The 22,199-nt window shown below is 53.9% G+C and carries 16 protein-coding genes; 15 read left to right on the forward strand and 1 reads right to left on the reverse strand.

Annotated elements, in window-relative coordinates; genetic code table 11:
• Positions 1 to 338: 338 nt before the first annotated feature.
• Positions 339 to 1,325, forward strand: a complete 987-nt coding sequence (locus AAFN83_RS15870; RefSeq protein ID WP_347771053.1) for a Gfo/Idh/MocA family protein — start codon at positions 339 to 341, stop codon at positions 1,323 to 1,325.
• Positions 1,326 to 1,366: 41 nt separating this feature from the next.
• Here AAFN83_RS15870 and AAFN83_RS15875 read toward each other — a convergent pair whose 3' ends face one another.
• A complete protein-coding gene (locus AAFN83_RS15875; RefSeq protein WP_347771055.1) occupies positions 1,367 to 2,269 on the reverse strand; it encodes a helix-turn-helix domain-containing protein in 903 nt (300 codons plus the stop codon).
• 351 nt (positions 2,270 to 2,620) lie between these two features.
• On the opposite strand from AAFN83_RS15875, the gene AAFN83_RS15880 reads away from it, so the two are divergent.
• The 14 genes from AAFN83_RS15880 (at position 2,621) to AAFN83_RS15945 (ending at position 22,175) form a co-directional block, all read left to right on the forward strand.
• The gene (locus AAFN83_RS15880) at positions 2,621 to 4,132 is read left to right on the forward strand and encodes a glycoside hydrolase family 43 protein (RefSeq protein ID WP_347771057.1); all 1,512 of its coding nucleotides are present in this window, start codon (positions 2,621 to 2,623) and stop codon (positions 4,130 to 4,132) included.
• Between the two features lie 49 nt (positions 4,133 to 4,181).
• The gene (locus AAFN83_RS15885; RefSeq protein WP_347771059.1) at positions 4,182 to 5,135 is read left to right on the forward strand and encodes an ABC transporter permease; all 954 of its coding nucleotides are present in this window, start codon (positions 4,182 to 4,184) and stop codon (positions 5,133 to 5,135) included.
• A gap of 23 nt (positions 5,136 to 5,158) precedes the next feature.
• Positions 5,159 to 6,052, forward strand: a complete 894-nt coding sequence (locus AAFN83_RS15890) for a carbohydrate ABC transporter permease (protein ID WP_347771061.1) — start codon at positions 5,159 to 5,161, stop codon at positions 6,050 to 6,052.
• A gap of 145 nt (positions 6,053 to 6,197) precedes the next feature.
• Positions 6,198 to 7,955, forward strand: a complete 1,758-nt coding sequence (locus tag AAFN83_RS15895) for an extracellular solute-binding protein (protein WP_347771249.1) — start codon at positions 6,198 to 6,200, stop codon at positions 7,953 to 7,955.
• A gap of 166 nt (positions 7,956 to 8,121) precedes the next feature.
• The gene (locus tag AAFN83_RS15900) at positions 8,122 to 10,083 is read left to right on the forward strand and encodes a sensor histidine kinase (RefSeq protein ID WP_347771063.1); all 1,962 of its coding nucleotides are present in this window, start codon (positions 8,122 to 8,124) and stop codon (positions 10,081 to 10,083) included.
• Between the two features lie 19 nt (positions 10,084 to 10,102).
• The gene (locus AAFN83_RS15905) at positions 10,103 to 11,617 is read left to right on the forward strand and encodes a response regulator (RefSeq protein WP_347771065.1); all 1,515 of its coding nucleotides are present in this window, start codon (positions 10,103 to 10,105) and stop codon (positions 11,615 to 11,617) included.
• 193 nt (positions 11,618 to 11,810) lie between these two features.
• On the forward strand, positions 11,811 to 12,692 hold the full coding sequence (locus AAFN83_RS15910; RefSeq protein ID WP_347771067.1) for a carbohydrate ABC transporter permease: 882 nt from the start codon (positions 11,811 to 11,813) through the stop codon (positions 12,690 to 12,692).
• Position 12,693: 1 nt separating this feature from the next.
• A complete protein-coding gene (locus AAFN83_RS15915) occupies positions 12,694 to 13,527 on the forward strand; it encodes a carbohydrate ABC transporter permease (RefSeq protein ID WP_347771069.1) in 834 nt (277 codons plus the stop codon).
• Positions 13,528 to 13,790: 263 nt separating this feature from the next.
• Positions 13,791 to 15,104: an ABC transporter substrate-binding protein gene (locus AAFN83_RS15920; protein WP_347771071.1), complete on the forward strand. Its 1,314-nt coding sequence runs from the start codon at positions 13,791 to 13,793 to the stop codon at positions 15,102 to 15,104.
• A 171-nt stretch (positions 15,105 to 15,275) separates the two neighbouring features.
• Complete coding sequence (locus AAFN83_RS15925; protein ID WP_347771073.1) at positions 15,276 to 16,538, forward strand: MFS transporter; 1,263 nt, start codon at positions 15,276 to 15,278, stop codon at positions 16,536 to 16,538.
• 111 nt (positions 16,539 to 16,649) lie between these two features.
• Positions 16,650 to 17,069: a hypothetical protein gene (locus tag AAFN83_RS15930; RefSeq protein ID WP_347771075.1), complete on the forward strand. Its 420-nt coding sequence runs from the start codon at positions 16,650 to 16,652 to the stop codon at positions 17,067 to 17,069.
• Between the two features lie 186 nt (positions 17,070 to 17,255).
• Entirely contained in the window at positions 17,256 to 20,285 is a 3,030-nt protein-coding gene (locus tag AAFN83_RS15935) for an ATP-binding response regulator (RefSeq protein ID WP_347771077.1), read from the forward strand.
• Positions 20,282 to 21,424: a response regulator gene (locus AAFN83_RS15940; protein WP_347771079.1), complete on the forward strand. Its 1,143-nt coding sequence runs from the start codon at positions 20,282 to 20,284 to the stop codon at positions 21,422 to 21,424. Before AAFN83_RS15935 ends, AAFN83_RS15940 begins: the two co-directional genes overlap by 4 nt.
• Positions 21,425 to 21,500: 76 nt before the next feature.
• Positions 21,501 to 22,175 (forward strand): class D sortase, encoded by a 675-nt coding sequence (locus AAFN83_RS15945; RefSeq protein ID WP_347771081.1) that lies wholly within the window; start codon positions 21,501 to 21,503, stop codon positions 22,173 to 22,175.
• The last annotated feature ends 24 nt before the right edge of the window (positions 22,176 to 22,199 follow it).

Genomic DNA, 22,199 nt, shown 5'->3' on the forward strand with positions numbered 1-22,199 from the left:
TCGGAATCGGTTCTTTTTAATAGGAAAGAAGATTGGAAAAGTAGGGTTAGCTATTATTACGTTTCGAAAAAAATGAAAACGCTTAGAAAAGCCGCTCTAAAGTGGAAGCACTTCCAAAATCCGCGATTTGGGCAAAAAAAGAGGCCCGCCAACGGGGCGGGCTTTCAAGTGTATTGAAAAAAGGGGGTCTTGTTAAGTATTCTAACCTGAATCTGTTAACCTAGTGTAACAGAAATATTTCATTTGTGTTACAAAGCAACAAATGGATGTACAAAGTTGGCGTTAGGACCAAGCTTTCGGTACAATGGGAGCATCATGAGGACATGAGGAGGAAACAGATGAGCAAGAAGACGATCAAGTGGGGAATCCTTGGAGCCGGTTGGATCTCAAGCAAGTTCGTACGGGACTTGGCCTATGCCGAAGGTGCGGAAGTGACGGCTGTTGCCGCCCGCTCCTTGGAGAAGGCCGCTGCCTTCGCCAAAGAGTACGGTATCCCGCGTGCTTACGGAAGCTATGAAGAACTGGCGAACGCTCCCGACGTGGACGCCATTTACATTGGAACGATTCATCCGGCGCATCATGAGAATCTGTTGACCTGTCTGAAAGCGGGCAAAGCGGTGCTCTGCGAGAAGCCGTTCACCATGACCGCAGCGGAAGCGCGTGAAGCCGTTCAGGTGGCGGAAGAAAATGGCGCCTTCCTGATGGAAGCCATGTGGAGCCGCTTCCTTCCGCCGCTTCGCCAAGTAAGCGAATGGCTTGCGGAGGGCCGTATCGGGGAGGTTCGCTTGCTGAAGGCTGACTTCGGCTTCAACACGGACTGGAACCCGGAGGGGCGCCTGCTGGATCCAAAACAAGGCGGCGGCGCACTGATGGACGCGGGCATCTATCCGATCTCGCTGGCATCCTTCGTGTTCGGCCGCAAGCCGAATACGATTCAAAGCACCGTACATATGGGAGAGACAGGAGTCGATGAGCATTTCAGCCTTTTGTTCGACTATGGGGATGGGAAGACAGCTCTCTTATCGGCAGCCGTGAGGCTCTACATGGGAGAGGATGCCTGGATCCTCGGAACGAAGGGCCGCATCTACCTCCCTCGCTTCTTGTTTGCTGACCGCGCAACGCTGCTCGTCGAAGGGGAAGAGCCTGTTGAGTTCGTCGATGAGCGCAAAGCGGAAGGCTATTGCTTCGAAGCGGAGGAAGTCATGAATAGCTTGCGCGAAGGCAAGAAGCAAAGCGACATCATGCCGCTCGCCGAAACCGTTGCCATCATGGAGACGCTGGATTCCATCCGCAAGGAATGGAAGCTCGTCTTTCCTTTTGAATAAGGAATCGACTTTAGGCCGATAGGAAGATCAAAAGCCAACCGTTAATTCGGTTGGCTTTTTGCTTGCTTCGTTCGATCCAAGGAGAATTGATGATGGCGGCGATAAGCTGTTGGGGACATCCCAAACTTCTTGGTGAACTGGCGAGTGAAATAGTTGCTGTCATTAAACCCGCTTTCGTAGGACAGGACCGTAATCGGCAGATTGGTTTTCTTCAAGAGAATGCAAGCGTGCTCCAGACGGAGCTGGTGAATGTACTCCAGGGGAGTAAGCTGGTAATGGGCCTTAAAGATCCGGTTTAAGTGACGGATGGACAGCTTGGACTTGGCGGCAAGCTCTTCCATGGATAGCTGCTCCAGATAATGATCCTCCAGGTAAGACACCGCCTTGGCCAAGTGGATCAGGTTGTTCTCCTTGTCGCAAACCTGGTTTTCATATTGACGGGACAAGTAGACGATCAGCTGCAGGAACCCTGCGCTCACCATCGTTTGATAGGCCTGCTGCTTCTCTTCATATTCCCGGACCAATGCGGAGATATGGGCAACAACAAATTCGAGGCTGGGCAAGTCCAAATTCAACCGACTCTTCATCTGCTCATGGCGGGAGTTGGGCTCGATCACGAACAAGGCTTGGAAGCCGCTGGATTTGTTCAAGCTGTTGCCGGATGCGGGAAGCAGATTCGTTCGGTACATAATGTTGCAGATTTTAAAGTTATGCGTGTTCTTATATCCGTGCGGAGTGGCGCCATTGATGACGAAAACGTCGCCTTTCTTAATAAACATCTCCTCATTCCCCACCACGTGAGTGGCGGTACCGCTCAAAATAATGACAAGCTCGGAAAAGTCCACATGAACATGCATCCTCGTGTCTTCGTCGTGCCCGCCATATTGAATAAAGAAGGGGAATGTCTCGTCATGGGTAAACCAATTCAAATAAACTTCGTTCACCGGCCGGGTACCTCCTGTTCACCTAACTTTTTTGCTGGAAATGTCCGAATCGTGCTAGTCGATGGCTGAAATGTGAAGGCCTCATTGTTCTATGCCCTATAGAATGAGGAAGAAGGCGCTAGTTCAATGAATGAACAAAGAGAACCGATGGCTTGGAATTGATGGCTTGGAAGCGATTGCACGGTTGCCATTCACAAGCTACAATGGGAAGGGCAAGGTTCCCGGTGCAACGCAGGATTCACGTACTATCAAAAATAGTAACATGAACCGATCTTGGCATCAATTTTTCTGTTTTCGCTTTCATTGGAATGGCCAAAAATAGAAAAAGAGAAAAGACGAGAGGAACCTGCTATGCAGTATTCAAACCCTGTTATACCCGGTTTTTATCCTGATCCCAGCATTTGCAGGGTTCAAGATGATTACTATCTGGTAACGAGCACCTTCGAATATTTTCCAGGTGTCCCTGTCTTTCATAGCAAGGACCTGGTGAATTGGAAGCAGATTGGTCACTGTCTGACGACAGAGAGTCAGTTGCCGCTTCACAAGTCCTGGAGCTCGGGAGGCATCTACGCTCCGACGATCCGGTACCATGATGGCTGGTTCTACATGACTACGACAAATGTAAGCGGTGTCGGAAACTTCTATGTCCGCACCCAGGACCCGGCAGGACCTTGGTCGGAGATCATTCCCGTCGATCAAGGAGGCATCGATCCATCCCTGTTCTTCGACGAGGATGGGAAGGTTTACTATCTCTCGGCTTGGAACGGTGATCGAGGAGACGGCATCTATCAGTGCGAGCTGGACATCTCAACCGGCCGCCGCCTGACAGAGAGTCGCCTGGTCTGGCAGGGAACGGGAGGAGCAAGCCCGGAAGCTCCTCACATGTATAAGAGGAAGGGCTATTACTACCTGATGATTGCGGAAGGCGGGACAGAGTACGGGCACATGGAGACGATCATTCGGGGCTCCACGCCTTACGGTCCTTTCGAACCTTGTCCGCACAATCCGATTCTGACTCACCGAAGCTTGAGGCACACGATTCACGCAACAGGACATGCCGATCTCCTGGAAGCTCATGATGGAACCTGGTGGGCAGTCTTCTTGGGAATAAGGCCGCCCTCGTATCCCATGCGCCATCATCTGGGTCGAGAGACGTTCCTCGCCCCTGTTCAATGGACAGACGAAGGCTGGCCTGTTATCGGTAACAATACTCGAATTGAGGCGGTAATGGATGGTCCTTCCTTTATGGGGAATCCTATCCCAGGCCCGTCCGTCCGAGATCACTTTACCGAAGAAGCCCTTGGGTTCGACTGGATCTTCTTGCGAAACCCTCCGGCGGGCTCCTGGTCGCTGACCGATAAACCGAGTTCTTTAACGCTTCGTGGTACCGCTTGCACGCTCGATGAGGACGGCGCCCCGGCCTTTGTGGGCCGTCGACTGCGCCACTTCTCCTGCAGAGCGGAGACGATCCTGGAGTTCGATCCCCGGCAGGATGGAGAAGAAGCGGGAATCACCGTCTTTATGAACGGAAGGTACCACTACGATTTCGCGGTGATCCAGTCGGCAGGGGACCGTAAGGTTCTGCTGCGACGGACCGTGGGTTCTCTGAAAACCGAGCAGTTGTTTTCCTGCGAGACTGGTCCTGTGAAGCTGAAGGTGGATGCGACACCCGACCTCTTCACCTTCTCGTTCCAAGGCGTTGGCGGAACGGAACACAAAGCAGGTGCAGCAGAGACACACTTGCTCTCGACTGAGGTGGCTGGAGGCTTCACCGGGGTCATGTTGGCCATGTACGCCGTGAGCAAGGCGGATAGTGCTTCGCCGGCTCATTTCGATTGGTTTGATTATGAGCCGCTCAACTAGCTTGCTTGCATCATGATCACTGCGGCTTTCTACTACAGGGGGGGATTCCATGAAAACGGCTGTCGAAAACCAAATGCAGCCTGCGCGCACCAAACGCTTCACCATTCCGGAACGTTATCGCTTGTTCCTTTATGCGCTGCCGCTGCTTGCGCTCGTCTTCATTTTCAGCTACATGCCATTGTATGGTTGGATCTACGCATTCTTTAACGTTCGCCCGGGTTTCTCCTTGTGGTCGTCGGAATTTGTAGGATTCAAATGGTTCCGTGCCATCGTATCCAATCCGACCCAATCCAAGGAAGTTATCCGCGTTCTCAAAAATACGCTGGGGATGAGCTTCCTGGGGATTATCACCTCGATCTTCCCCGTGATCTTTGCCATCCTGCTGACCGAAATCAAAGCTACCAAGTTTAAGAAGGCCGTTCAAATCCTGACGACCCTTCCGAACTTTATCAGCTGGGTGCTCGTGTTCAGTATCGCCTTCATGCTGTTCTCCGTGGACAGCGGGGTCATCAATCAGCTGATGATCAGCCTGGGCTTCCAGGATAAAGGCGTCAATTACCTGGCCTCGGATAGTCACATCTGGCTCAAGATGACCTTATGGGGATTATGGAAGGGACTCGGATGGAGCGCCATCATGTACATTGCGGCGATCACCTCGATCGACCAAGAGATGTACGATGCAGCCCGGGTTGACGGCGCCGGCCGCTTCCGGCTGATGTGGCACATCACAGTGCCGGGCGTCATGCCGACCTACTTCGTCCTCCTGCTGCTGTCTATCGGGAACCTTATCAACAACGGACTCGACCAATACTACGTTTTCCAAAACCCTGTCAACAAAAATACGATTGAGGTTCTGGACCTGTACGTTTACAATGTCGGTCTGCTCGGGGCCAACTTCTCCTTCGCCACGGCGATCGGTATGTTGAAATCCCTGGTCAGCGTCACCCTTCTGTTCTTCGCCAACCGATTGTCCAAGATCGTACGCGGCGAATCGATCATCTAAACGGAAAGGAATGGGAACTCAACATGGTACAGAAACGAAGTGCTGGTGACCTTATATTCGAGATTCTAAACTATACATTCTTTGCCCTCTTCACTCTGATTTGTATTTATCCCTTCTATTATCTATTCATTCAAACGATCAGCAGCAATGATCTGAGCGCCCGGGGGCTCGTAACCTGGTATCCCAAGGGGATTCATTTCTCCAACTATTTGAAGGTGCTGCAGATCAAGGGGCTCCCGAATGCCGCCCTGGTCTCTGTAGGAAGAACGGTCATCGGAACGGCACTCACCGTCATGGGGTCTGCTTTCCTGGCGTACCTGTTCACGAAGCAGAGGATGTGGGGCCGCAAGTTCTGGTATCGGTTTGTCGTGATCACGATGTACTTCAACGCCGGGATCATCCCTTGGTACATCATCATGCTGAACCTGCACATGACGAACAACTTCCTGGCTTATATCCTGCCGGCTATCGTTTCCCCGTTCTATGTCATCCTGATCAAGACCTTCATTGAATCGCTTCCGGCGGCGCTGGAGGAGAGTGCGGAGCTAGATGGAGCGGGTACCATGACCCTGTTCACACGCATCGTCTTCCCATTGGTAACTCCGATCGCAGCTACGACTGCCATTTTCGCCGCGGTTGGTCAATGGAACTCGTTCATGGATACCGTTTTCCTGATGACTACTCCGAAGTTCCATACCTTGCAGTACGTACTTTTGAAGTATTTAAATGAATCCAATTCGCTTGCCGCGATCATTCGTTCCCAAGGGACAGCCAATGTGGATTTGACGAACATGCAGACACCGAACTCGATTCGGACGACGGTATCGATGATTGTCGTTCTCCCCATCCTGTGTGTTTACCCGTTCTTCCAACGGTTCTTTGTAAAAGGGATTCTGATTGGCTCCGTGAAAGGGTAAACCTGTCGGCAAGGGCGGGTCAAGCGGCCCGCCCCACTTCAAGGAGGTGGTGCTTAGGCACTCATCGCAAAAGAATCAATGGACACCAGGTATTCGCAAGATGAATCCTTTCATTTAAAAAAGGGAGGCAACAAGCGTGGCAAAGATGAAAAAGACAGCACTGACAGCTCTTTCTCTGGTAATGATGACTTCTCTCGCAGCATGTTCCAGCAAGTCCAATGAGGCATCGTCCTCTCCTTCCAGCAGCGCAGCAGCAGGAACAGAGGCTCCGGCTCCAGCTCGCGATCTGCTCAAGCTGGACGTCTTCTCCTTGACCTCGAACTTCAGCGGCGCACAACCCGGCTGGTTCGCCAAGGTAGTCAAGGACAAATTCAACATTGAGCTGAACATTATTGCTCCGCAGCTCGAAGGCGCCGATGCAAAATTCAGCGCGCAAATGGCTTCCGGCAACCTGGGAGACATCGTGATTTTCGGCGGAGCCGACCAAAAGTGGCAAGATGCCATTAAGGCGGGTATGCTGCTTGACTGGACCAAAGACGGCCTTATCGACAAGTACGGCAAGAACATGCTCCAATACGCTCCGAAGGCAATTGAAAAGAACAAAGTCAATTTTGGAAACGGTACCAGCGTATACGGGATCGGCATCGATGTAGGTCCTGACCAAGACGGACCTTCCGAAGCGAAGGAACTGAACGCTCACCCGAACCTGCGTTGGGACTTGTACCAAAAGATCGGCAGCCCGGAAATCAAGACCATGGAGGACTACCTCCCGGTTCTGAAGAAGATGCAAGAAGCCCAACCGACGAGCGATTCCGGTCGCCCGACGTACGCCTTCTCCATGTGGGGAGACTGGGACGGCAACATGATGATGCACACGAAAGCTTGGGCTATCCTTCACGGCTTCGAGGAAACCGACGGCTTCAACCCGGGTGGATTTTCTCTGATTTCAGCTGACAAGGATGAAACCCAAGGCATCCTGGACGAAGACGGCTTGTACCTGCGCGCTCTGAAATTCTACTTCGATGCCAATCAAATGGGTCTGGTTGACCCGGACTCCCTGACGCAAAAGTTTGAAGACGCTACCAACAAGATGAAGGACGGCGCAACCCTGTTCTCCATGTTCTCTTGGCAGGATGATGTGTACAGCACGCCGGAACGACTGGCTGAAGGCAAGGGCTTCCAATTGGTTCCGTTTAAAGAAGAGCGTAACTACTCCAACGGCTTCAACCCGTACGGCGGCAACAGCTTCTGGTCCATCGGCTCCAAGACGAAGTCTCCGGAACGCGTAATGGAGTTCATCGACTGGATGTACTCTCCTGAAGGCTACATGACCGCGAACTACGGTGTAGAAGGCATGGTTTATGAGCTGAAGGACGGCAAGCCGGTTCTGACCGAGCTCGGCGAAAAGGCTCTCCCGGCAAACGACACGCCGATTCCGGACGAATTTGGCGGCGGTAACTGGAAGGACGGACGTAACCAACTGACCAACTCCTTCAAGTATACGTCGGTAAACCCGATTACGGGCGAACCGTACGACTACCAACTGTGGTCTTCGCAGCTGGCCAAACCGACCAACAAGGTTGACGAAAGCTGGACGAAGGCAATGAACGCTACGTCTCCGAAGGACTACCTGGAGAAGAACAACATGCTTGCCATTCAAAAGGCGATCTTCACGGGATCCGCTCCGGTTCAATACACGGACGATCTTGAGCAAAAGAGAGGACAAGTCTCTGCCGTTATCAGAGAGTTCTCCTGGAAGATGATCTTTGCCAAGGATCAAGCCGAATTCGACAAGTTGAAGAAGGAAATGATCGAGAAGGCCAAGGGTCTTGGCTACGACGACGTCCTGAACTTCAACATCGAAAACAACAAGAAAGTGTTTGAGTTCCGCAAAACGAAATAAGAACCGTACAATCGCCTTACCATGAGAGGCAGCTATGGCCCGGATCCCGGACCATGGCTGTTTTTCTTTTTGCTTACATAGGATCGGCTGGGGGAGTGAAATGCTGGCACGGACGAATTCGCCTTGCAGGGCTCGTGTCGATGGGCTAGGATAAGGGATACAGGAAATGTCGAACCTTGGGGATGACAAGCAGGGGAGAGGGGCTCACATGGGCTGGCGGAACAATCGATGGGTGAAATGGCTGTATTGGCCGGATTGGCGGATGGAGGCAAAGATGTTTGCCGTCTTTGTGCTGCTCCTGGTCATTCCGATCTGGATCGTAACCCAGCTCGCGGGCCGCAGCTACTCCAAGTCCATCGAAGAGAACACCGTTTCTTATACGTCGCAGATTGCAGACAAGATGATGGGCAAGCTGGATGATTACATGGAGGATATGAAGAAGATCTCCATCATTCCCTCTTATCTGGAGACCATCCAGACGGGCCTGCGCAATTCGAACGATTTTTACGGGGAGCAATCCGCCATACCCACCACACCTCCTCCGGATTCTCACGGTGCGGGGGAGCCCGTCTCTCCCGGTGGACCGGGCTCGACAACGGATCGGGGCAATGCAGTTCTTCCTGAGACTGAGCGGAGACGGTTGGACATTCAGAGCCAAATCGCAAACAGCATCTACTTCATTACAGGGCTCAAAACCGGAACGAACACCGTGTATCTCTTCGACCTCTATGGCAACCCTTACTACGTAATGAAGAGCAGTACGGTCCGCAGCGATCTTCCCAAGGTGTACGATGAATGGAGAGAGCTGGCTGAGAAGGCGAACGGCGCTCCCGTGCTGAGCAGTACCCAGGAAGTGTCCGATACCATCAATCGGAAGCGGTTTGTGTTTACCGTGGTCCGGCAAATCATTGACACGACCTTCTCGCCGGTAGGCCTCATCGCCATCGACGCCAACATCAGCGTCATTGAGGACATCGTCAAGGACCTGGACCGAACGACGGAGGGCACGACGCTTATTCTCGACGGAGAGAACCGGGTCGTCTATGACAGCCAGAAGCAATATCTGTCGCAGAGCTTAGGTGAGCGGGAAGCATGGGTGAAGGCAGCGGGCACCGAAGGAAGCTTCCACACGACGGTCAACGGGCAGAAGGAATTGATCATCTACCGACAATCCGCTCAAACCGGCTGGCGGATCTTTATCAGCATTCCTCAGAAGGAATTGATGGCCAACGCAGACAAGACGCGCGACAACACGCTCTTCGCCGGTATTTTCTTCATCAGCTTGGCGATGCTGACCTCCATCGTGCTCATCTACGCTCTGATCCGCCCTTTGCGTTCGCTGGTCCGGACGATGAAAGAGGTGCAGAACGGCAATCTCAATGTGATCTTTCCCGTCAAGCGAAGGGACGAAGCCGGCCTCGTCGGTACCGCCTTTAACCGAATGATTCAGAGGATCAGCCGTTTGATCGAGGAGATCCACTTCATTGAGCAGCGGAAGAAACAGGTGGAATTGGAGTCGCTGCAGCACCAAATCAACCCGCATTTTATCTACAATACGTTAGAATCCATTCGCATGACGGCTGTCCTGCATGATGATTCCGAGGTAGCCGACATGTCTCGATTGCTCGGTAAGCTGCTCCGCTACAGCATCCATCAAGGGATGGAGACGGTACCGGTTACGGAAGAGTGGGAATACCTCGACATGTATGTCCAACTGCTCAATTTTCGGTACGGCAATCGCTTCCGGCTCATTCTTCCGGAGGAAGACTTGTCTCGTAAACGGGTGATCAAACTGCTGTTTCAACCGATCGTGGAGAACGCGATTCATCATGGGCAGGACAGCATGAACACCCAGATGGACATTGTCATTGATTACCGGGAAGAGGAAACCGAGCGAGTCTTCACGGTCTCCGATAACGGGGTGGGCATCGAAGCAGAGGTGCTCGAGCGGCTCCGCAGCTCCCTTCAAGCTTCGGGTTGGCAGGAGCGGAACGGCAAGGGGATCGGCATGTGGAATGTGCACGAACGGATCAAACTGAAGTACGGTATGGCGTACGGTCTGTCCATTGACAGCGTGTATGGAGAAGGAACGGTGGTCACGATTCGGCTGCCCCTGGAGGATGAATGAAGCGACAGGAGATGACAACATGGTGACCATAGTGGTCGTAGACGACGAAGAACGAATTCGGCTGGGACTAGCCAAGCTGATCGAGAAAGCTGGAGAGCCTTATCGGGTGATCGGCATCTTCGAGAGCGGGTTCGAGCTTTTGGAGCAGCTGGAAGAACTTGCACCGGATCTGATCATCACCGATATCAAAATGCCCAAGCTGAGCGGGCTGGAGCTCATTGAATGCGTAAAGCAGGCGCGTCCGGAAGCCTCGATCGCAATCGTGAGCGGGTTCAGCGAATTTGATTACGCCCGTCAGGCCATTCGGCTGGGGGTCGAAGAATATTTATTGAAGCCTGTGGAGACCGAGGAGCTGAACAGCCTACTGGATCGCGTACGCATGAAGCTGATGAAGGAGCGGTCGCGGCAAATAACTGCAACCGATGATTACCTGCGGCTTCTGGCTATGAATGCGCCCGATATGCTGTCCGAATCGGTTCAGGCGGAGGCATTGGAAGCGCTCGCGGGGCATCCCTTGTTTAGCCATTATTATACCGTTCTTGTGATAAGAGCCTCCGTGGAGCGCATCCAAGAGCGAGTCCGCAATTGGGCGAAGGATCAACGCCGGGAATGTCGGGTACTCTCCTGGAAGACAGGGGAACTGGTGCTCTTGTTGGGCATTCATCCAGGTGATGATGTCGAGACCATTCGTTCTCTTACGGCGGGGCTGCTCAGCATCCTTCCCGCCAACGTCCATGTTCGCGCAGGCGTTTCCGGGCTTTTTGCAGATAGCCATTCCCTCCATGAGGCTTACCAGCACGCGGGGAACGCGGTGCATCATGCATGGTATGCGGAAGGCATTCGGGCCTTCGAAACCGCAGATCGGCTGCCGAAGCGGCTAGAGGACACCCACGCGCTTCATCGGCTCATCGACCGGGATTTCCGTGCTGCTCTGCATACCGTGGATTACGAACGGGCCGAGACCGCGCTCAAGTCCTGGATTCAAGAGGCGGCCAAGCTGCGTCTTCCCTGGTCTGTGGTGCAAGAGCACAGCAGCCTGCTCTTCACCCTCATTCGAGAGGAGCGAACGGAGCGCAATCTGCCCATTGGAGCCGAGGAGCTGGTGGAACCCGTTCTCCCGCCCAGCTATTCGGAATGGAACGAATTCCAGCGTGCCTTGCTTCATCAGGTTCAAGAGCAGTTCGGGCTCTTGAAGGATGTGCAGCAGGATAATTGGATGATCGAGACGGTAAGAACCTACATTCACGAGCATTACAAGGAAGAGCTAGAGCTCGGCAAGCTGGCGGAGATCGTCTATCTGACTCCCAGCTATTTGAGCAAGCTGTTTCGCATGAAGACCGGAGAGACGATCACCGACCTCATCATCTCTCTTCGCATGGAAGAAGCAAAGCGATTATTGGTTTCGGAGCTGGCCTTGAAGACCTATGAGGTTGGGGAACGGGTAGGGTACGCCGACCCCGCTTATTTTAACAAGGTGTTCAAAAAGGTCGTGGGGATTACACCGAAGGAATACCGCGATCGGGTTCGCCTGTAAGAGGCGGCTGGAAACGAAACGCTTTCACATGGAACGCAAATGAAGACAAAGAAAACAAACCAAGACCATTATAATTGCGGGGTCAACCGTTTATACTGTTGATGAAAGCGATTACCGGGCTTTCCCCAAAACGGGAAGGCTTTTTTTTCGGTTTTGACTCATTCTGCATGCCAATGGAAAGTGGGGTTCGATCATGTTCAACAATCTCAGCTACAAAAACCAGCGCACGCTCATCCTGTTTGGCTTTCTTCTGATACCGGTAGCGCTCTTGCTCGTGCTGTCGTATTACCCGGCACTGTCGCTCCTGTATTACAGCTTCACCGACTGGACGGGTGTAGGTTGGGATATGAACTGGGTAGGGTTTGACAACTACAAAGAGATTTTCACGCGACCCGAGATCTTTGCTTCGTTTAAAGTAAACGCTTATTATTTTATCGGCGGTCTAGTTCAAACCGCGCTCGCCTTGTTCTTCGCTGTTATTCTTAGCGGCAAGCTCAAAGGACGCAACGTATTCCGCGCGATTCTCTTCTTGCCGTATGTTCTTCACAGCGTTGCAACCGTCATCATGTTCAAGAACGTTTACCACATGGAGTACGGTTCGCTAAATGTTTTCCTCGGGGCCATCGGACTGGAGTCCTGGCAGCAATCCTGGCTCGGCAATGAGCATCTGGTCAACTTCTCCCTGGCGTTCATCTCGATGTGGAAGTTCATGGGCCTCAGCATGATTATCTTCATCGGTGCCCTTCAATCCATCCCAGGTGACATGTACGAATCTGCGAAGATCGACGGAGCCAACAGCTGGCAGCAATTCCGTTACCTGACCCTTCCAAGTATTCGCAGCGTCCTGGAACTGCAGCTCATTCTCACCTTGACCGGTGCGCTCGCGGCGTTCGAAATTCCGTACGTCATGATGCTCGGTGCGAACGGCACATCCACCTTCGTTATTCAGACTGTGGACACCGCATTTAAATTCCAGAAGGCGGGACTCGCTTCCGCAATGGGGATTGTGCTCATGCTGTTCGTCGTTGTGATCATCTTCATCCAACGCAAATTGCTGCCGGGAGGGAAAGACTGAGATGGAAACCAAACAAAACAAGCTGGTCAGTGTACTCAAATACCTGTTCTTGATTGCCGCTTCGTTCGTCGTCTTCTTCCCGATCTACTCGGTGTTCATCGGAGCCTTCAAGACTCAGGTGGAGTACTATCAATCCGGTATGGCTTTACCACACGACTTCTTCAACTTCGATAACTTCAAGCGCGTAATGAAGATCGGCAAGCTCGGCTCGAGCTTCTGGAACATCGGAATCATCATGGTGATTTCGCTGGCCGGTAACATCATCTTCGGTACGATGGTCGCTTATGCGCTCGGTCGCTTCAAGTTCAAGCTGAGAGCGCCGATCATGGCTCTGTACCTCGGAGCTCAACTGATTCCGACCATCACGACGCAAGTTTCGACGTTCAGCGTAATCAAGGCTTTCGGTCTCTACAACACAATGGGAGCTCCGATTCTGCTCTACCTGGGTGCGGACGTTCTCCAGATCGTCATCTACCTGCAATTCATCAACAGCATTCCGAAGGATCTTGACGAAAGCGCCATGATGGAGGGGGCCTCGCTCTTCAAAATCTACCGCTCCATCATCTTCCCGCTGCTTGCTCCGGCAACCGCTACACTCGTCATCCTGAAGAGCATCTCGATCTACAACGACTTCTACACCCCTTACCTGTACATGCCGGCTCAAAAGCTGCGCGTTGTCTCGACGGCGATCTACTCCTTCGTCGGTCCGAATGCAGCTCAGATCAACGTTATTTCCGCGGGGATCCTGATCATCTTCATTCCGACGGTTGTTCTCTTCCTCTTCCTGCAGAAGTACATCTTCTCTGGAGTCACGAGCGGAGCCGTCAAAGGATAACCAACCCAATCAGCGCATCCTTGCAGCAAAACGCCTTTCCTGTCTCTCGAATGGTCGAGAGAGGGGGAAGGCGTTTTCATTTCTCCTGCATAAACCGGACGTAAAGCGCTAACAATTGAGTGAGTTAGCACAATTGATAACAAGAAAAACAAACCGAAACCATTTTTCTTGTATATGTAACCGCTTATACTGGGTATTGTAAGCGATATCAAGCGGTGATCCAATCAGGATCGCTAATCCAATCCACGGGGGTTGAACTTAGAATGAAAAAGAAAAGCATTGGAGTCGGCTTGGCATCCGTTATGATGGTTTCGATGTTGGCTGCTTGCGGATCGAGCAACGAAGCAGAAAAGAGCGAATCGCCTTCCGCTTCTCCGGCTGCCACCAACGCCGCATCGACCGCACCGGCTAGCGACCTTAAGGGTAAGATTAAGGTCTTGACCCACCGTACCGACTATGTAAACGACGGCACGCTGGACGGATACGTGAAGAAGTTCAAAGAGAAGTATCCGAATGCCGAAGTTGAATTCGAAGGACTCACGAACTATGCAACCGATATCAAGGTTCGGTTGACGACCGGCGAAGCTGGCGACGTCAACATGCTGGACGGCGGTATGCCGACGAGTGACCTTCCGAAGTACTATGAAGCCCTTCCGGATTCCCTGTTCGAAAATGCTTACTTCGCTGACGTTCGCGAGCTGGACGGCAAGCGTTACGGCATCGCAACCGGCGTAAATACGCAAGGGATCGTGTACAACAAGAAAGCCTTCAAAGAAGCTGGCATCGACAAAGTTCCGACGACCCTGGACGAACTGTATGCTGACGCTCAAAAGCTGAAGGACAAGGGCATCATCCCGCTGTACCTGAACTACGGCGCTCAATGGCCGATGACCAACTGGGGAATTAACTCCTACTGGTACGTTGATGGCAACCCGAAATATACCGATACCTTGATTGGAACCGACACGCCGTTTACGGTTGACGGACCTTACGGCAAGCTGGTCAGCATCGCTCGCGAATTCGTGAACAAGGGCTGGGCAGAAAAAGACCTTTCCACGAACAACTGGGAAATGTCCAAGGGTGAAATCGCATCCGGTAAAGCAGCTATGTACTTCCTGGGCAACTGGGTCATTCCGCAAGTAATCGGCGCAGGCGCTGCTTCTGAAGACATCGGCTTCTTCCCGCTTCCGTATGACAACACCGGCAAGTACAATGTACCGCTGGGTGGCGACTACTTCATCGGAGTAAGCAAGGACAGCAAGAACAAAGAGCTCGCTACGGCATGGGTTGAGTTCTTCATCAAGGAATCCAGCTACGCAGCAGACTCCGGCTTCATGCCGATTTACAAGGACCAAGAGCCGGCTGTACCGCAAATGGCTGAATTCAAGTCCTACAACCCGAACTTCATCGAAAGCACCTCGACCGATCCGAAGTTCAACGAAATCGCCAACAAGGCTGAAATCGCAGTCAGCACGGGTTCTGTAGAGCAAGAGCTCGTCAAGGCTCCTGACCTGCAAAAAGCATTCGACAGCATCAACAAGAAGTGGGCAGACGCTCGCAAGGCTCTGGGCTACTAAGCCGACCGCATTACACGAACCGCTTCCCTTAGTGACAAGCCGACCGGACCCTCCGGTCGGCTTGTTTTTGCGATTGGAGAGTCGGAAAACTTTCGCTTTCGCAGCCGGAATAAATCGGGTATTCTGTTCCTGAGCTTGGCACAAATCACGAAATCGAAAGAGGAGCACTCCATGAAAACCGGATTGAAGTCCCGCCTTGGACTTCCGATCGGCGACATCGCTTGGTCCAACTTCAAGTTGGATTTTACGTCGACCCTGCTTTACAGCTTATTCAATGTGGTCTTTAACCAGTTTTATGTGCCGGTCGCCATCCAGCAGGGGGCTTCCGATCTTCAGATCGGCCTGCTCACCGCCTCGCCTGCCATCGGGCTGTTGTTCTCGCCTCTGTGGACCGGGTGGATCGAGCGATTTGGCCCCCGTCGGTTCTTCTTCATCCCGAACCTGATCGGGCGGCTGCTGGTCATCGTACCGGCTCTTCTTGGAGCACCTGTCGCCTTTGTCGCAACTGCACTTGTGTTTCAACTGCTCATGGGCATGCAGTCTCCCGCTTATGCCGCTTTGCTGACCCGGATTTTTCCGGCCCGGCAGAGAGGGAAGCTTCTCGGGTACGTACGGGTTGGGATGTGCGTACTAATGATGCCGATGGCCTTCGGCATCGGCACCTGGATCGATCATGCGGGGCCAAGGCCGGCGCTTCTTTCCGCCGCGCTGACGGGGGCCGTCTCGCTCTTGATCTTCCGCGGCATCCGCAATGAGGACGGGAGCCGCGAACCGGCCATCGCAGCAAGGGCTGTGACGCAAACCAACTGGCGCGAACGCTTCTCGCTGCTTCTCGGGAATCGGGAGCTGCTGGTCTTTTTCCTTGCCACGACCTTGGCTGGCTTCGGCAACATTCTGTCCAGCCCGCTCTATCAGATGATTCAGGTCAAGGAGCTGAGTCTGACGAACAGCCAGATTGGTACGGCGCGGGTCGTTTACTACGCGTTCTTGTTGCTTTCCTACTTGATCTCCGGTTGGGCGCTCGATCGATATCCTCCGAAGCGGACGCTGGTTTACGGGCTCGGCGCCGTGATTGTCGTCCCGCTGTTGTACGGGCTTATCCCGAGCTTTGGCTCGGTCCTGGTCGCCAGCGGCATTCAGGGCATTGCAGACGCCATCTGGGACATCGGGGTACTGAGCTTTGTCTTCCGCATTGCGCCGGGGCGGGAAGCGAGTGTCTTCAGCATCCACCTGATGGTGTTTGGGATCCGGGGAACGATCGGCCCCCTGCTCAGCACCTCCCTCGTGAAGACCGTTCCCTATTCCAGCATTCTCATGGGCGCTTCCATCTGCGGACTGATTGGTACCGCACTGTTCCTATTTTTGCTCAAGGAACGCAAGCCGCCTCGCGCTCCAAGGGCCGATCTGGACGCAGCCCGTTCTCCCTCTGCATAAAATTTCGGTTGGATTTGCTTGTCTTTAAGCTTCATTTCAGGTACAGCGGGTATACTGATGATAGTGGAAGTGACGGACAAGGCAAATCTTAAATGAAAAGAGGAGAACCGCATGAAAGCAAAACGCATCCTGATCATCGGAACAATGGCTGCCGCCCTTACGGCAGGAAGCGGCGTCGGCGCAGCTCAGGCGGAGTCAAGAGCCCTCGATACCAGCATGAAGCTGAGAGCGCCCTCGGCCATCGTGCGTACCGTCGAAAGTACCCGCAAGGAAGACGACCTGCGGGAAACGCTCGGACTTGCCTCTGACGACGAGCTCTATGACGAGCTCTACGAAGGCAAATCGCTTGCCGAGATCGCGCGCGAGCATAGCAAAGACGCGCAAGTCGTCATCGACCTGCAGGTGGCGCAGCTCGAGGGACAACTTCGGGAACGTCTGAATGCCGGCAGCATCACCTATGCTCAGTATGCGGCGCATCTCGCCGAACTGGAGGCTGTGGTTACCCGCTCTGTATACGGTGACGCTCAATAGTAACTCTTCGCTTCCAGCGAATCCTTAAGAATGACGTTTGGCCCCAGGCCGAACGTCATTTGTGTTTTGTGCGGGAAGAAGAGGAGTTTGTCGGGGGTTTGTCGAAACCCTAACCGCATGAAGACCAAGAAACCATGGATTGCTATCCTTCTGTTGGCTGCGTTTTTGATGACAGGAGCGCGGTTGTTGTGGCTAAATCACTTTCAGGAGCTTCCTCAACCCGAAGCGGGACAAGGCGTGCTCGATCTCCGAGGAACTCCCCTGGATCAAAGACCGTTGGCCTTGATCGGCGAATGGGAGTATTACCCGGAGCAATTGCTCACTCCGAACGATTTTTTGGAAAGGGACACGCGTACCGTTTACTATGAACCGCTCTATGGGCATGATCCAGCCGTTGTCTTGTCAGGCAGATCTGCCTATGCGGGGACATATCGCCTTCTCCTGCGCTACGACAAGACAGGAGAACCGTTAGGAATAGACCTTCCGGAACTTTCCATCGCCTCTCGCGTCTACGTAAACGGCCAGCTTGTAGCTCAAACGGGAGAACCCTCCATCCAACCGAATGAAGTGCAGCGCCAAGCTTATCCGAAGGTGGCGCTTTTTCCGGACGGGCAAGGAGAGGCCTCCATTGTTTTGCAGGTAGCGGGCAATGTTCGCATCTCCCCTGAAGTCATGGAGCGGCCCATCCGATTTGGGACGTACGAGCAAGTTCACGGGGAGCGTGCCTTTTCTTCGGTCATGCAGTTCATGCTCGTTGTCGTGTTGGCCCTGCATGCGATCTATGCGGCCATCCTATACGGCTATTCCGGTCGAAATCGGACGGTTCTGTACTTGTTCCTCCTGCTGGTCTGCAGCCTCTACGCCTTCCTCATGGATGAAGCCAAGCTTCTTCTCGCTTGGTCGGGAGGTCACTTCTCTTATACATGGGCAGATAAGCTCAAGCACGTGGCTTATGTCTGGCTGTTTGTCCTGCTCGTTCTGCTCGTCTTTCGTCTATTCCGGGACAGGCCAAAGGCTTGGGCCATTCGGCTCTACACCGGGGTAGCGGCTCTTTATTGCGCGTTCGTGCTCTTTGCTTCACCGGAGCGCATTCATGAGGAGCTGTGGGCCTATCAGCTGCTGATGACGGGCTCCTTTCTTTCCGTACCGGTGTGGATTTTCCGCAGCCGCGCTTGGAAAACGGACCCCGGCTTTCTCCATCTGGCTGTTGCGGCCTTGGCGATCTTATCCAGCTCCTTCTGGGGAAGCTTTCGTTGGCACTTGGACATCGTTCGGCCTTTCTATCCCTTCGATCTCATCGTCGCTTTCATTTGCATGGCAACGTATGCGTTTCGGAGGTACCATCGCTATACGGTTCAGACCCGGGAGCTGGCGGCTCAGCTTGAAGCGGCGAACAAGACCAAGGATCAATTTTTGGCGTATACCTCTCATGAGCTCCGCCATCCCTTGCAGGGGTTTATCCAAATTACCCGTCAACTGGCGGAACGGAGCGAGCGACTTGATTTCGATGCCCAAAGAAGCGTACGGCTCCTGCTGACGGTCAGCAAGCGCATGGCTCGCCTCGTTGACGATCTGCTGGACCTTTCCCTGCTTCGAGAAGGTAAGGTGCAGCTTGCGCGGTCAGCAGTTTCCGTTCGGCCGATCGCTGAGACCATCCTCGAGCAGCTCCGCTACCTGCTGGACGACAAGCCTGTTGAAATCCGCAGTGTGATCGGAGACGAGATTCCACGGGTGTGGGCCGATGAAACCCGGCTCGCTCAACTCCTGGCTCATCTTGTGCACAATGCCGTTAAATTTACGCATGTCGGCACGATCGTTTTGTCCGCGGAGGCGAACGAAGACCACGTGTTCCTGCATGTGACCGACACGGGAATCGGGATGGACCCTCAAACGGTTGCAAGGGTGACCACTCCCTACAACCAGAGCGGAGATTTCGAAGAGAGCGGGGAAGGCGGGGGCCTTGGACTCCGCATCTGCACGATGCTCGCCGAATTGCACAACGGGAGACTGGAGGTGAGCTCCTCCCCAGGTCAAGGCACAGATGTGTGCCTCGTGCTCCCGGTCTCGAAGGATGAGAGCGTCGCCTTGGCTGCGCAGGAGGCCCTTTTCCGTGGAAGCGACCTGCGAGAAGACAACCCCGGAGCGGCCGCTCCGCCGATTTTACCGGATGCGCACCTGTTTACGCAGGAGGCCCCGCTTCCTCAATCGGCTGATCAGAGGCCGCGCATTCTGGTCGTGGATGATGATCCTGTCAATCTCAAGCTGCTCTCCTATCAGCTCCCCCCTGAAGAATATGAGCTGGCCTTCGCCATGAACGGCATGGAGGCGCTCCGTCTGCTGGAACGAGGCTCCTGGGATCTGGTGATCAGCGATGTGATGATGCCGGGGATGTCGGGCTTTGAGCTGACCCGAAGAATCCGCTCCCATTATTCGATGACCGAATTGCCGGTGCTCCTTCTTGCGACTCGCACCCAGCCCGATGACATCGAGGAAGGGTTTCGAGCCGGTGCGAACGACTACACCTCGAAGCCCGTGGATCGGGTGGAGATTCGAACCCGTGTCGATGCTCAAATTCACCTGAAGCAGGCGATCGCAAAGCGATTGGAGCTCGAAGCCGCCTACCTGCAGGCTCAGATGCATCCTCATTTCCTGTTCAATTCCTTGAATTCGATCTCCGCCTTAGCCGAAATCGATGTCCATCGGATGGGCGAGCTGTTGGATGCCCTCAGCAATTACTTGAGAATTAGCTTTCATTCTTTGAACAGCGAGCAGTTCGTTCCCTTCGAACATGAGCTGGAGCTGGTCAGAGCGTACCTGTACATTGAACAGGAAAGATTCGGAGAACGGCTGCGTATCGCTTGGGAGCTGGAAGAAGGATTGACCTTCCATTTGCCGCCTTTGACCTTACAGCCGCTGGTGGAGAATGCAGTGCGTCACGGAGTCACCTCCAAGGTGAACGGGGGAACCGTGGTCATCCGTACGGTAAAGCGGGGAGACGAAGTAGAAGTGAGCGTGAAGGATGACGGCGTCGGGATGGACGATGAGAAGATGCAAGAGGTGTTCGCAGCGTCTACCCGGCAATCGGCCGGGGTCGGGCTGGCGAATACCGATCGCCGCTTGAAGCGATTGTGCGGCCAAGGGTTAAAGATTGAAAGCACACGGGGGGAAGGGACTTGTGTTTCCTTCCGAGTCTGGCTGAAGGAGGAGAAAGCGTGATCCGGGCAATCTTAATCGATGATGAGAGGCTGGCCCTGTTGCAGTTGGACAGGTTGTTGAAGGAGCATTCCGATGTGGAAGTTATCGGCAGTTACACGGATCCTCTATCTGCATTTGCGGAAGTGATCGAGCGGAAGCCGGACGTCATCTTTCTCGACATCCACATGCCGGGCTTGAACGGGCTGCAGGCGGCGGATCGCATTCAGCAGGATCTCCCTTCCGTCGAAATTGTCTTTGTGACGGCATACGACGAATTTGCCGTGGAAGCCTTCGAACTGAATGCTCTCGATTACTTACTGAAGCCTTTGAATCGGGGAAGGCTGGCGAAGTCGATTCAACGCCTGCATGCAAGCCTATCATCTGACTCGGCGCCCCAGCCGGAACCGCAGGATCAACCGCTGATTCGCTGCTTCGGAACACTGAGGGTGGAGAGCCGCTCCGGCTCCGGGACAGAGCCGGTCAGGTGGCGTACCTCGAAGGGGCAGGAGCTTTTTGCCTATATGCTGCATCATCGGGAGCGCTTCGTATCCAAGGAGGGGCTCATTGAACTGCTGTGGCCCGAATCCGATCTGAAGCGCGCATCCGCTCAACTGTACACGACCATTTATCAGGTTCGGCAAAGTTTGCGGCAAGCGCACCTCCCGTTGGAAATTCGCAACGTCAGCCGGGAAGAAGGGTATTGCCTCGCCTTGAACGGGATGGCAGTCGATGCTGAGGGCTGGGAGCGAGACATTGAGCAGTTGGATGAACCCAAGGAGAGCAACTGGCGAGAGATGCTGCGCTTGATTCATGCTTACGAAGGGGACTACTTGAGCAGTGCCGGGTACCTTTGGGCGGCGAGCGAACGCGAGCGGTTAAGCCTGTTATGGAAGGAAAAGGCGCTGCAGATCGGTGATTATTTGCGGAAGCAGGGACAAGAGGCCCAGGCGGTCATGGTCTACGGAAGATTGCTGGAGCTGCAGCCCTATTCCGAGGAAGCGGAGCTCGGGCTCCTGCGGGCTTATGCCGAGATGGGCGAGCGGGCGCTGGTCACCGCTCATTATACCGATTTCGGTAAACGAATCCGGGATGAGCTCGGTTTGGAGGTCAAGGGCAAGCTTTCCGAGTGGTATGAAAGCTGGATTCATAGTAAAGTGTAGGCAAGAATGGAGAAGCAGGCTCTTCAGCCTCGCTCTGGTTATAGGATCGAAGCTCCGGCAAGAGGAGGGAAGGCGGATGTGGAAAAAGGCGGCGTATGTGCTTATCTTTGCGGGAATCCTCTTACTCCTTTGGCCGCAGGCGAGGGAATGGGTGGACGATTACCGGCAGGAACAGCTGCTCAAGGAGGCGAGAGCAGCTTTAAGCAGCCCGGTCTCGGGTGATGCTTTGCGGGAGTACGAGGACCTGACCCATCTGTTTCAACAAGAAGCGGACGCCTCTGACCATGAGCCTGCCGCGAGCGGCGGAGCGGTGTCACCCTCCCCATCTCCTGCCGCAATGGCCGAAGGGGTTATCGCCATCCTGCGGATTGCTAAGATTGACCTGGAGCTCCCGGTGCTGGAAGGAGCAAGTCAGGCGAACATGAAGGTAGGCGCTGCCCACATGGCGGAGACTTCCTCGTTTGGCGAGGTGGGAAATGCAGCGATTGCTGCTCATCGGGCTCGTACCTACGGCAGGCTGTTCAATCGTCTCAATGAAATCGAGGTGGGGGACGACTTGGAAATGGACTACAAGGGAGCCCACGAGCGGTATACGGTGTTCCGGGTTGTGCGCGTGCTTCCGACGGACCTTTCGGTACTGGACGGTAACGGAAAGGACGAGATCATTACGTTGATCACCTGCGATCCGATCGACACCGCCACCCATCGCATCATTGTACAAGCGAAGAAAGAACCTGCAACACCCTCATGAAGCTCGAATAGCAGACCTCCTTCG

Source organism: Gorillibacterium sp. CAU 1737, assembly GCF_039888655.1.
Lineage (GTDB): Bacteria > Bacillota > Bacilli > Paenibacillales > NBRC-103111 > Gorillibacterium.